The organism is Acetobacter cerevisiae, from assembly GCF_001580535.1.
GTDB classification, from domain to species: Bacteria; Pseudomonadota; Alphaproteobacteria; order Acetobacterales; family Acetobacteraceae; genus Acetobacter; species Acetobacter cerevisiae.
Genome location: NZ_LHZA01000152.1, coordinates 38,146 through 49,866 on the forward strand (window position 1 = coordinate 38,146; position 11,721 = coordinate 49,866).

The 11,721-nt window shown below is 56.9% G+C and carries 11 protein-coding genes; 2 read left to right on the forward strand and 9 right to left on the reverse strand.

What is annotated here, in order from left to right; translation table 11 throughout:
- Positions 1-43: 43 nt before the first annotated feature.
- The 9 genes from AD928_RS10435 to AD928_RS10475 all read right to left on the reverse strand — a co-directional run bounded on the left by AD928_RS10435 (position 44) and on the right by AD928_RS10475 (position 8,779).
- Positions 44-991 carry a DMT family transporter gene (locus AD928_RS10435; RefSeq protein WP_062250367.1) on the reverse strand — a complete coding sequence of 316 codons (948 nt, stop codon included), beginning with the start codon at positions 989-991 and terminating at the stop codon, positions 44-46.
- Between the two features lie 7 nt (positions 992-998).
- Positions 999-1,661, reverse strand: a complete 663-nt coding sequence (locus tag AD928_RS10440; RefSeq protein WP_043550401.1) for a fused DSP-PTPase phosphatase/NAD kinase-like protein — start codon at positions 1,659-1,661, stop codon at positions 999-1,001.
- 80 nt (positions 1,662-1,741) lie between these two features.
- On the reverse strand, positions 1,742-2,254 hold the full coding sequence (locus AD928_RS10445) for a GNAT family N-acetyltransferase (RefSeq protein WP_306308883.1): 513 nt from the start codon (positions 2,252-2,254) through the stop codon (positions 1,742-1,744).
- A gap of 51 nt (positions 2,255-2,305) precedes the next feature.
- A complete protein-coding gene (locus AD928_RS10450) occupies positions 2,306-3,763 on the reverse strand; it encodes a hypothetical protein (protein ID WP_156470182.1) in 1,458 nt (485 codons plus the stop codon).
- A gap of 235 nt (positions 3,764-3,998) precedes the next feature.
- Positions 3,999-4,781: a succinate dehydrogenase iron-sulfur subunit gene (locus AD928_RS10455; RefSeq protein ID WP_062250371.1), complete on the reverse strand. Its 783-nt coding sequence runs from the start codon at positions 4,779-4,781 to the stop codon at positions 3,999-4,001.
- Positions 4,782-4,817: 36 nt separating this feature from the next.
- The gene (gene sdhA, locus AD928_RS10460) at positions 4,818-6,629 is read right to left on the reverse strand and encodes a succinate dehydrogenase flavoprotein subunit (RefSeq protein ID WP_062141170.1); all 1,812 of its coding nucleotides are present in this window, start codon (positions 6,627-6,629) and stop codon (positions 4,818-4,820) included.
- A 98-nt stretch (positions 6,630-6,727) separates the two neighbouring features.
- Positions 6,728-7,141 carry a succinate dehydrogenase, hydrophobic membrane anchor protein gene (gene sdhD / locus AD928_RS10465; protein ID WP_062250373.1) on the reverse strand — a complete coding sequence of 138 codons (414 nt, stop codon included), beginning with the start codon at positions 7,139-7,141 and terminating at the stop codon, positions 6,728-6,730.
- Between the two features lies 1 nt (position 7,142).
- Positions 7,143-7,616 (reverse strand): succinate dehydrogenase, cytochrome b556 subunit, encoded by a 474-nt coding sequence (sdhC, locus tag AD928_RS10470; protein WP_061501373.1) that lies wholly within the window; start codon positions 7,614-7,616, stop codon positions 7,143-7,145.
- 140 nt (positions 7,617-7,756) lie between these two features.
- Positions 7,757-8,779 carry an aspartate-semialdehyde dehydrogenase gene (locus AD928_RS10475; RefSeq protein ID WP_062141174.1) on the reverse strand — a complete coding sequence of 341 codons (1,023 nt, stop codon included), beginning with the start codon at positions 8,777-8,779 and terminating at the stop codon, positions 7,757-7,759.
- A gap of 115 nt (positions 8,780-8,894) precedes the next feature.
- On the opposite strand from AD928_RS10475, the gene zwf reads away from it, so the two are divergent.
- Both zwf and adhP read left to right on the forward strand, forming a co-directional pair.
- On the forward strand, positions 8,895-10,448 hold the full coding sequence (zwf, locus tag AD928_RS10480) for a glucose-6-phosphate dehydrogenase (protein ID WP_062250375.1): 1,554 nt from the start codon (positions 8,895-8,897) through the stop codon (positions 10,446-10,448).
- 215 nt (positions 10,449-10,663) lie between these two features.
- On the forward strand, positions 10,664-11,692 hold the full coding sequence (adhP, locus tag AD928_RS10485) for an alcohol dehydrogenase AdhP (RefSeq protein WP_062250377.1): 1,029 nt from the start codon (positions 10,664-10,666) through the stop codon (positions 11,690-11,692).
- The last annotated feature ends 29 nt before the right edge of the window (positions 11,693-11,721 follow it).

An 11,721-nucleotide genomic window follows, 5' to 3' on the forward strand; every position in this document is an offset into this window, starting at 1 on the left:
ATTTCAGAGACTTTTTCTGAGAAGACAGAATGCGCCGGGGGTCTCAGACCTCCGGCGTTTTTTCTTGGATTGCCGGCGGCCTTACACGCCCCAGCGTATTCATCAGCCCGACACCGGCCAGAATAATGGCCCCGCCCACCAGCATACGCACGCTGGGCACCTCGGCGGTGATCAGAAACGCCAGCAACAAAGTCGCGGGGGAGAGCAGATAGATAAAGCCGGAAGACCGGGCCACACCAATCCTGCCCACAACATGCGCCCATGCCGCGTAGCCCAGAATAGCCGGAAACACCGCAAGCTGCACAACCAGAATCCAGCCGGTAACAGGCGCAGTCTGCAAGCTCTGCACCGCCTGCGGAAGCCATGGGATGAGCAGCACAGCGCCAATAATCAGCACATACGCCGTCGTCGCCAAAGCCCCATACACCGCCACAAGTTTTTTCTGCACCGCATTATAGACGGCGGCAGAAAAGGCTGCCCCCAGCACATCAGCCGCACCAGAGCCAAATGTCAGGCCGCCCGGTTGTCCCTGTGCCACCAGAACAACACCACAGAAGCTGACCAGTGACCCAATCCAGCCCCAGACAGACAGCAGCTCTCCCATCACCCCAACAGCAAGAAGTGCAGCGATTAGCGGCGAAAAGCTGATCAACAGGCTGGCCGCCCCGGCGGAAACCGTCTGCTCGCCCAGATTGAACAGGATATTATAAAGGGAAATGCCAATCGCCCCGCACACCACAAAGCGCGGCAGGTCCTGCACACGCGGCAACCGGGGGCGCGTCCAGCCAACCCAGACCAGCGCAATAACCGCCGCTAACGCATAACGCGCGGCTGCCAGCGGAATAGGGGGAAGGACCTGCAACGCCAGACGCACAACAGGATAGGCGCTGGCCCACGATAAAATGGCCAGAGCCGCCGCAAAAACCGGCACAGGCGGGTGGGATGCAGGCAACGAATGAACCGACGAGGCCGGAGCAGGCTGTGCATCCATGGGTCTGTTACTCTCTGCGTAAAACCTGGTCTGTCATGAAAGAGGCAATTTTCCCGGCAACGAAGTCCCGCTTCAATGCGGCTTCGTCATACTCATCGCGCACCCAGTCCAGAAACGGAATGCGCCCTTCGGCCTCGGCCTGATAACGCAGGAAAAACGCATCCAGAATGCCGGTGCGGGACTGGCGAAAATGCCCATACCGCCAGGAGAGTTCCTTAAGCGCCCGCTCTGCCGTGCCGCCTTCAAACAGGATCACCAGCCCGGATGCCAGACCAGCCCGGTCGGCGCCGGATTTGCAATGCATCAGCATTGGGAAAGCAATCTGCTGATACAGTCCGGCAAAACGCAGGATACGGTCCCGGTGCGGGGCCCCCCGGCTTTCAAACGCCATATCCACGTGCGCCAGCCCAAGGCGAGCGGCAGCATTGCGGGAGAGCGCATCCGACCCGCATTTCCGGTGCCCACGCAGATTAACCAGCGTGCGCAGGTTAAAACGCCGCATGGCCCATTTCAGACGGGCCGGGGTTGGATGATTGCAGCGGTAAACCTTGCCCGGCACCACAGCATGAAAATTTGTCCAGACCAGCCGGAAAATAGCGTGGTCCACAAACAAACTGTCTGTCCATGCCCGCGTACGACCGGCAACGGAGGAAAGATGGCCGTCAAACACGAACTGCTCCCGTTCTCATAGAAAGGACTGGTGTCTCACCCTGCTTCCTCAGCGTCAATCTTTTCAACAGAGGCCGACTGTTACGGCCCGGGCCGGGCATCCAGCTTCAGGCAGAAAAACGTCAGATCCAGCCAGCGCCCAAATTTGCAGCCAACCTCTTTCATCACACCTGTGGCTTCAAACCCAAGTTGCTGATGCAGCGCAACAGATCCGGCATTCTCAGCATCAATCCCGGCCACCATCACATGCTTTCCCTGCGCACGGGCCTGCTCGATCAGCGCCTTCATCAGAGTCAGCCCCACGCCCTGCCGCTGCGCATCAGGGTGCACATACACTGAATGCTCCACCGTATGCCGGTAACCATCAAACGCCCGCCAGGGACCAAAGGTGGCATAACCCGTAACTGCCCCGTCCTGCGAGACAGCCACCAGCACCGGATACCCGGCCTTCTGCCGCTCCTGTAACCACGCCAGACGATTGGCCTCATCAACGACCGTCTCGTTCCAGATCGCCGTCGTATGCAGCACGGCGTGGTTATAAATACTGGTAATCCGGGGAATATCCGCCGGGCAGGCGTCGCGAAGCATCATCATCCGCCTTTTATGCGGGATGCTTCGTGCGCAAGGCAAACCGAAACGGTTATTTTACCGGCCGGGCAGAAGCTTCGGTGCGTCCGGTTCTGTCTGAGGCCGAAGCTTGTAGAGCGACAACGAAAACTTATTCGGCCTGTTCTTATGAATATGCCGAACATTCACCGCGTAAGTCTGGGTGTAATGGTCGTGCAGCCACTGGCAAACGGGAGCCTCAACCGCATGTCTTTCGCAGCCCATATAAGGGGCCACGACATATAACGGCTGCTGCCGGAGGTCCTGCATATAACGCTTCCAGGCATTCTGCCGGAAGAAAATATCGATATGGTCACTAAACAGATACACATCAAAGGGCTTTAAATCAGACAGGTAGAAAACAGCATGGAACGTTCTGATATCCAGAACTTTGGCATGCCCAACCTGCCGGGCAATCTCTGCATAATCCACGCGCGACGTGTAGAGAGCGACCGTCACATTCCTCTTCACTGCTGTCCCCATAAAAAACACGGAAGAGATCCAAAGAGGCAGAAGAGCAAGACGAGAAGGCAATGCGCCGTCCCGGAACAAAATCGCCAGCATGATGGTGGCAGGTGCAAAACAGAGAATGAAATAATGCTGGTACGGATGCCCGGACAGCAGCGTTGCCGGAAAGGATGAGGCAAGCCAGACAGGCAAAATCATGCTGCGACGTGAGGCTTCATCCGCCAGATCAAATGGAAAACGCCTGATCCAACCAAGTATGATGGGCAACATCAGTCCCAGATAAAACGTCATCCAGAAGACGCACTGCAACCGGTCGGAAAGCGCGCCACCATACATATGCAGAAAACTTCTCTGCATGGAAAAATAGGTCTGCAACGCGCCATGCCCAACAATCAGATAGGGCAAAAACAGAATGATCAGACCGACCACGCCTCCCAGCCCCATCACCACACAGCGGGAAAGACGGAACCAGCCCGGAGAAAACAGAAGCAGAGCCATAGGCCCCAGAAGACAGACGCCCGCCAGATAATTCACATTGACGGTCAAAGCTGCAAGACAGCCTGCCAGAAAAAACAGAGCCGTTTTGTGTGTCTCTATCCCTTTGAGCATCAACGCCAGAATCAGCGCTTCACCCACCACCAGAACAAGTTCCGTATTGCCGGATAGCACGTCAAAAATCGCGCCGCCTACAGTCAGGATGACAAAGGCAACAGTGCGATTAAAGACTCCGAACGCCCGGCTGATGGTGACAAAAGCCCCACTTAACAGCACCGCCAGAAGCGTAAATTTTCCTGGCGTAAAAGGGCCGATCCTGTCCCAAAGCCCATAAAACAGATAAACGCCAAAGGGCTTGTGATCAAAAGCATAGTCGTAGGGCAGAAGGTGGTCTCGGAGCAGGCCTCGGCCAATCAGCACGTAATACGCCGGATCCCCGTCCGAAAACGGAACGACGCAATAGCTCAGCGTATACACAACAACAAGGCCGATCAGGAAATATTTCAATCCTACGGCAAGCCTCGGAGAAACCATCCGGGGCATCATTTCTGAGAAAAACAGACTAATCCTGCTATCTCTCTCTTGCACACCGTTTTCCTTATGTTTTGAGACTATTTTTTAACTATGATCTCAAGCATCAGTTTTGATGCATTTTTAATTTCAAAACAAAAAACCCGGAACGTCTGAATGACGCACCGGGTTTCTCTTGTCTTCTAAAAAACCCTTACGGGCTGGAAGACCAATAACCGATCAGAGTAAAGAGCGGTTCTCAGACTTTCCGTTCAATCTGCAACTCTTTAATCCGGCCAATCGCCTTGGCAGGATTCAGACCTTTGGGACAAGTCTGCGTGCAGTTCATGATGGTACGGCAGGCATAGAGCTTGAAGGTATCTTCCAGCCCATCCAGCCGGTCACCCGTATGCTCATCACGGCTGTCCGCAATCCAGCGATACGCCGCCAGCAGCACAGCTGGCCCCAGATACTTATCGCCATTCCACCAGTAAGACGGGCAGGATGTTGTGCAGCAGAAGCACAGAATGCACTCCCACATACCATCCAGCTTGGCGCGTTCTTCAATGCTCTGCTTGCGCTCGGCATCCGGCGGCGGCGCACTGTCTGACTGCAACCACGGGTTAATGGCCCGCAGCTGCGCATAGGCGCCATCCAGATTGGAAACCAGATCTTTGACAATCGGCATGTGCGGCAGCGGATAGATGCGCACATCGCCCTTGATGTCTTTGATCGGCTTCAGGCACGCCAGCGTGTTTTCACCGTCAATGTTCATCGCGCAGGAGCCGCAAATCCCTTCACGGCAGGACCTGCGGAATGTCAGCGTCGGGTCCATATCATTCTTGATGTGGATAATGGCGTCCAGCACCATCGGCCCGATGGTATCCAGATCCACTTCATAGGAATCCACTACCGGATTTCTGTCATCATCCGGCGTCCAGCGATAAACCCTGAACGTCCTGACGTTTTTAGCCCCGGCTGGCGCGGGATAGGTTTTACCTTTCCCGATCTCGCTGTTGCGCGGCAGTCTGAGTTCGACCATGTTCGCCTCCCTTTTTCGCCCGTTCTTCCCGTCGGCTCAGTAAACGCGCTCTTTGGGTGGGAAGACCTGAACGTCATCCGTCAGGGTCTTCAAATGCACCGGACGATAGGTCAGCTTGATGCCGCCCTTTTCATCCAGCCAGGAAACGGAGTGCTTCATCCACTCCTTGTCATCGCGTTTGGGGAAGTCATCCCGTGCATGCGCGCCGCGGCTTTCGTGCCGGGCAAGCCCGCTTTCCAGCGTAGCGGTTGCATTAGCCAGAAGGTTTTCAAATTCCAGTGCTTCCATCAGGTCACTGTTCCAGATGAGTGACGAGTCAGAGACGGAAATATCTCCAAGGTCGTCCCAGATCTGGTGGATTTTATCCACGCCTTCCTGCAGGCTTTCCTCTGTGCGGAAAACAGCTGCATGCGTCTGCATGTCACGCTGCAAACGGTCCCGCATGGCGGAAACTTTCGTGCCACCCTTGGCGTAACGCAGCTTGTCCAGACGGTCGAGCGCAGCATCCCCGGCACCCGGCGGCAGCGGTCTGATAAAGTCGCTCGGTTTAACAATTTCCGCAGCCCGTTTGGACGCAGCGCGACCAAACACAATCAGATCCAGCAAGGAGTTTGTGCCAAGGCGGTTCGCGCCATGCACGGACACACAGGCGGCCTCACCCACAGCCATCAGGCCGGGAACAACGGCATCCGGGTTATCCGGCGTCGGGCGAATGACTTCACCATGAATATTGGTCGGAATCCCGCCCATATTGTAATGCACCGTCGGCAGAACCGGCACCGGCTCCTTGGTGACATCCACACCGGCAAAAATACGCGCCGTTTCCAGAATGCCCGGCAGACGCTGGTGCAGAAGGTCAGACCCAAGATGCTCAAGATGCATCATGATATGGTCTTTCTTCGGTCCACAGCCACGACCTTCCTTGATCTCGATCGTCATGGCGCGGGAGACCACGTCACGCGATGCAAGATCCTTCGCCGTCGGCGCATAACGCTCCATGAAGCGTTCGCCTTCGGAGTTGGTCAGATACCCACCTTCACCACGGCACCCTTCAGTCAGCAGGCAGCCTGCGGGGTAAATACCTGTCGGGTGGAACTGCACAAATTCCATATCCTGCGTCGGCAGGCCGGCCCGCATGGCCATGGCATTGCCATCACCCGTGCAGGTATGGGCCGAGGTGCAGGACTGGTAAGCACGGCCATAACCGCCCGTTGCCAGCACCACCATCTTGGCGTTGAAGCGATGGATCGTGCCGTCATCCTGACACCAGGCCATAACGCCACGACACTCGCCTTTATCGTCCATAATCAGGTCAATAGCGAAGTATTCGACAAAGAATTCGACGTTATGCTTCAGGCACTGCTGATACAGCGTGTGCAGAATGGCATGGCCTGTCCGGTCAGCCGCAGCGCAGGCACGGGGCACAGGGGCCTTGCCGTATTCGCTCATATGGCCGCCAAAGGGGCGCTGGTAGATCTTGCCATCTTCCGTGCGGGAGAACGGCACACCGAAATGTTCCAGTTCCTGCACGGCGGGCACAGCCTCGCGGCACATGAATTCAATGGCGTCCTGATCACCCAGCCAGTCTGACCCTTTTACGGTGTCATACATATGCCAGCGCCAGTTATCCTCGGCCATGTTCCCCAAAGAGGCCCCGATGCCGCCCTGAGCGGCCACCGTGTGGCTTCGTGTGGGAAAAACCTTGGTCACGCAGGCGGTTTTGAGGCCAGCAGCCCCCATGCCCAGCGTGGCGCGCAGGCCGGAACCGCCTGCTCCAACAACCACGACATCATAAGCGTGATCGACAATCCGGTAAGCTCCCCGGGACGGAGAGGTATTGGCATTCATCGTGACGGCGCTCCCATGTGCGTTCGGCCTGTCATGTCTTCAGATTTCGTGCCGCCGCGACATGTGGCGCAAACAGGCGGCACAGCGTTCAGGTCTGGTCAGGACCGCCGGCTACCGGCAGCCACAAGCTTGATTACGGCAAACACGCCCAGAAGCCCCAGCAGGGAGGTAACGAGCTTGACCAGAATACGGGTTGGCAGATGCGCCTTGCCGTGAACATAGTCATCCACAATCACCTGCAGGCCGAGCTGCGCGTGGTAGAAGGTCGTGATGATCAGCGCGGTCAGCATGGTGGCGTTCACCGGCTTGCCGCCCCACTTCACAACTTCTGCATGGTCTGCGCCGCCAAGGCGGAACATCTGGATGATAAACCATGTTGAAAGCGGCAGAAGAGACGCCGCCGTCACGCGCTCGGCCCACCAGTGCCCTGTGCCGGAGCCACCGGCTCCAAGTCCGCGGGCACGGCTCAGCTGTGAGCGCATCACCTCAATATGAGGAGCGGAATCAGTCATATCAGGATGCCTTTCCTGCTTTGGCCAGAGCGCGCGCCCGTTTGGCGGCAACGCCCAGAAGGCCCGCAGCCAGCACAGTGCTGACACCGGCGGTCACACCCACGGCAACCGGGCCATCCTTGTTCAGCTCTTCCTTGTCATAGCGCTTGCCGCTATCCCAGATCAGATGCCGGATGCCACCCACCGTGTGATACACAACGGAAGCCAGCCACCCCACCAGCAGCAACTGCCCTGCGGGGTTGCCTGTCACCTTGCGCGCTGTAGCAAACGCTTTCGGTCCTTTGGCGGCAGCAGCCAGCCAGAACACGCCCAGAGCAGCGCCGCCGGTTGCGGCAACGCCCGTCAGGCGGTTCGAAATTGAAAGAACCATGGACAGGCGATAGCGGTAAATTTGCAGATGCGGCGACATGGGCCGCTGAATGAGTCTGCCGTCACTTCGGGTCCCTACGTAGAGGGCCTTGCGGATATCCTGCATTGTCAGCCTCGTATCCTGTCCGTCTATCCCTTACACCGGCTCAGACCGGCGTTTCTGCATCGAAATTTGTCCTACGCCCCAACCCGCAGACCGGTCAATTCAGCCAGCCAACACGAGCCCGCGAGCCGGGGCGACCTCACTCAGCCGTGTCTGGGCAGGAGGTCCAGGGCAATCATCGTCTCGGCAATCTGCACTGCGTTCAAAGCCGCACCTTTCCGCAGATTATCGGACACGCACCAGAACGCGAGGCCGTTGGGAACCGTCGGATCGACACGAAGGCGTGAGACATAGGTTGCATCTTCACCCACGCACTCAATCGGAGTCACATAGCCGCCATCTTCACGCTCATCGCGCAGAATCACGCCTTCTGCTTCACGCAGAACTTCACGCGCACGGGCCAGATCCACAGGCTCTGCAAATTCCGCCACAACGGCTTCAGAATGGCCGATAAACACCGGCACGCGGACGCAGGTGGCAATCACGGACACGTCGGGATCGAGAATTTTTCTCGTCTCCACGGCCATTTTCCATTCTTCCTTGGTCGCCCCATCATCCATGAAGCGGTCAATCTGCGGGATGCAGTTAAAGGCAATCTGCTTCTGAAACTGCTCGATCTTCGGCGGGTCAGTCACAAAGCTGCCGCGCGTCTGGGAAAACAGCTCGTCCATGCCGTCTTTGCCCGCACCGGACACCGCCTGATAGGTGGAGACCACAACGCGCTTGAGCGTGAACAGGTCATGCAGCGGCTTGAGGGCCACAACCATCTGAATGGTCGAGCAATTCGGGTTCGCAATAATGTTGCGCTTCATGCGCTTGAGCGCATCCGGGTTTACTTCCGGCACCACCAGCGGCACATCCGGGTCCATGCGGAAGTGGGAGGTGTTATCAATCACCACACAGCCTGCTTTGGCAGCAATGGGAGCATATTTGGCCGAGACCTCACCCCCGGGGGAGAACAGACCAACATCCCAGCCTTTGAAATCAAAGGTTTCAAGATTCCGGACCTTGAGCGTACGATCCCCAAACGAGATTTCACGCCCGGCAGACCGTGGTGACGCCAGCGCAACAATATCGTCAACGGGGAACTCCCGCTCGGCCAGTGTCTTTAAAATTTCACGCCCTACTGCTCCGGTGGCGCCTACAACTGCAACCCGATACCCCATAACTCTATCCCTTACTCATTCCTGCCAAAGCCTGACCGGGCAGGAAACCTAGACCAAACCGGGTAAAAATGGAATTGCGGAGCATGCCCTTCCGTCGCGCAAGGAGAAATGAAATATGACTTCAGCCCCCGCATCTCCCGGCATTCCCACCCCGGTTGTCGCCCCTGCGGCCACCCATCCGGCCCCGGCCGGGACACTGGTGATCCTCGGAGCGGCGGGAGACCTGACTCATCGGCTGCTGGTGCCCGCGCTGTATGACCTGACCTGCAACGGTTTTCTGCCAGATGATTTCCGGATTATCGGCGTCAGTCTTGAGAAGGAGACGACGGAAAGCTGGGTGGCCTCCCTACGCAGCAAGATGGAAAGCTTCACGCAGGACAGACATGCTGAATTTTATACTGTCAGCATCAATGAAGAAGCGTGGTCCTGGCTTGCCAGCCGGATGTCCTACCGTGCGCTGGATTTTACATCTGTTGAGGCGCTAAAGGAGCTGGCCCCAGATATCGGCGAGGGCAACGCCGTCTTCTACCTCGCCACACCGCCGCGCTTCTTCGGCACGGCTGCGGAAAGTCTGGCGCGCGCCGGATTAATGGAGGAAGCGCCCGACCGCTTCCGGCGGCTGGTGGTAGAAAAACCGTTCGGCACAGACCTGCATTCCGCACAGGCGTTGAATGCGCATCTGCTGTCTTTCCTCAAGGAAACGCAGATTTACCGGGTGGACCATTTTCTGGGGAAGGAGACCGTGCAGAACCTGCTGGCGCTCCGCTTCAGTAATCTGCTGTTCGACCCGCTCTGGCGGCGTGACTATATCGACCACATTCAGATTACCGCAGCAGAAACACTCTCCGTTGAAGGACGCGGCCTGTTTTACGATGCCACAGGCGCATTGCGGGATATGGTGCCCAACCACCTGTTCCAGTTACTCGCGCTGGTCGCTATGGAACCGCCCTCATCCCTGAAGGCTGAAGCCATCCGCAATGCCAAGCAGCAGGTATTTGACGCCATTCGGCCCATCACGCCGGAAAATGCCGTGCGCGGACAATATACCGCAGGAACAGTCGCCGGGCATGACATTGACGCCTATCGCGCCAGCCCCGGCGTAAGCCCAACCAGCACAACAGAAACCTACGCGGCTTTGAAAATTGAAATTGATACCTGGCGCTGGGCCGGGGTGCCCTTCTATTTACGCACCGGCAAAGCCCTGAGTTCCAACGTGACGGAAATTGTGGTGCAGTTCAAACAGACACCGCACCCCCTGTTCCATACAGCCGACGGCACGCCGCAAGCGCCTAATCGGTTTGTTTATAATATCCGGCCCGAAAAGGGAGCGGACCTGCATTTCAACGCCAAGCATCCCGGCCCGGAAACAGTGGTGGAAGAAGTGGTCTCCCAGTTCCGCTACCAGAATGCCTTCGGGGCCATCCCCAATGTAGGCTATGAAACCCTGTTGTATGACTGCCTGCAGGGCAACGCCACGCTCTTCCAGCGCGCCGATAATATCGAGGCCGGCTGGCGGGCCGTGGATCCGGTTCTGCAAGCCTGGAGCAAAGCCACCACTGCGCCGGAATTTTATGAGGCAGGCAGCACCGGCCCCGCTGGAGCAGATGCTCTTCTGGCCCGCGATGGCCGCTGCTGGGCACCGTTTGGCCAGCTTAAAAAAGATAGCTGACCTCAGGACAGTCTTTAAAAATTCCCATTCCCGCGTCCTGTCATGGAAACCCTGCCGTGACAGGATTTTTTTGATGCATGTCAATGCAGTTTTTCATCACACTCTGCCTAGTGAGAGGAGGAAATTCCTGATAACAGAGCCGCGCCACGCATATAAAAAAGACGGGGCTCTCTGGAATGTATTTCCAGCAACGAAAACAAAAAGGGACTGAGACAATGTCAGGAAAAATGAAAGCGGCAGTGGTGCGCGAATTCGGCAAACCTCTGAGCATTGAAGAACTGGATATTCCTGATATCCGTCCGAACGAAATTCTGGTCAAAATGATTGCCTGCGGTGTCTGCCATACAGACCTGCATGCCGCTGATGGGGACTGGCCGAAAAAACCGACCCTTCCGTTTATTCCCGGCCATGAAGGCGTTGGCACTGTTGTAAAAACAGGCAGTGCTGTCACGCATGTGAAGGTAGGGGATGAAGTGGGTGTGCCCTGGCTGTATTCCGCCTGCGGCCATTGTGAACACTGCCTTGGCGGCTGGGAAACTCTGTGCGCCAAACAGGAAGATACCGGCTATTCCGTCAATGGGTGTTTTGCAGAATATGTGGTGGCAGACCCCAACTACGTCGCCCTCCTCCCCAAAAGCATAGACCCTGTGCAGGTCGCCCCCGTGCTGTGCGCCGGCCTGACGGTCTATAAAGGTCTGAAAATGACCGACACAAAGGCCGGGAACTGGGTGGCCATTTCCGGCGTTGGCGGACTGGGACAAATGGCTGTGCAATATGGCGTCGCCATGGGCCTGAATGTGGTGGCTGTTGATATTGACGATGAAAAACTTGCCATCGCCCGGAAACTCGGCGCGGCTCTGACCGTTAATGCCAGAGAGACAGACCCGGCGGCTTTTATGCAAAAGGAAGTTGGTGGTGTTCATGGCGGCCTGATTACGGCTGTTTCCACCAAGGCTTTTTCGCAGGCCATGGGGTATGTCCGGGCTGGGGGAACACTTGTTCTGAATGGCCTGCCACCGGGCGATTTTCCTATTTCGATCTTCGATATGGTGATGAATGGCACCACCATCCGCGGATCCATTGTCGGGACACGCCTTGATATGATTGAGGCTCTGTCCTTCTTTGCCGATGGGAAAGTGAAATCGGTAACGCAGACAGACCGGCTGGAGAATATAAACTCTATTTTTGAACGCCTCGAGGAAGGTAAGGTGGAAGGCCGGATCGTAATCGACTTTCGGGCCTGATACTTCCGAGGCATTCGGAAAGGCTCACG

Coding starts and splice junctions, on each gene's coding strand:
- AD928_RS10435 (WP_062250367.1), bottom strand. CDS start 991: ATGGATGCACAGCCTGCTCCGGCCTCGTCGGTTCATTCGTTGCCTGCA.
- AD928_RS10445 (WP_306308883.1), bottom strand. CDS start 2,254: ATGATGATGCTTCGCGACGCCTGCCCGGCGGATATTCCCCGGATTACC.
- AD928_RS10450 (WP_156470182.1), bottom strand. CDS start 3,763: ATGGTTTCTCCGAGGCTTGCCGTAGGATTGAAATATTTCCTGATCGGC.
- AD928_RS10455 (WP_062250371.1), bottom strand. CDS start 4,781: ATGGTCGAACTCAGACTGCCGCGCAACAGCGAGATCGGGAAAGGTAAA.
- sdhA (WP_062141170.1), bottom strand. CDS start 6,629: ATGAATGCCAATACCTCTCCGTCCCGGGGAGCTTACCGGATTGTCGAT.
- sdhD (WP_062250373.1), bottom strand. CDS start 7,141: ATGACTGATTCCGCTCCTCATATTGAGGTGATGCGCTCACAGCTGAGC.
- sdhC (WP_061501373.1), bottom strand. CDS start 7,616: ATGCAGGATATCCGCAAGGCCCTCTACGTAGGGACCCGAAGTGACGGC.
- AD928_RS10475 (WP_062141174.1), bottom strand. CDS start 8,779: ATGGGGTATCGGGTTGCAGTTGTAGGCGCCACCGGAGCAGTAGGGCGT.
- zwf (WP_062250375.1), top strand. CDS start 8,895: ATGACTTCAGCCCCCGCATCTCCCGGCATTCCCACCCCGGTTGTCGCC.
- adhP (WP_062250377.1), top strand. CDS start 10,664: ATGTCAGGAAAAATGAAAGCGGCAGTGGTGCGCGAATTCGGCAAACCT.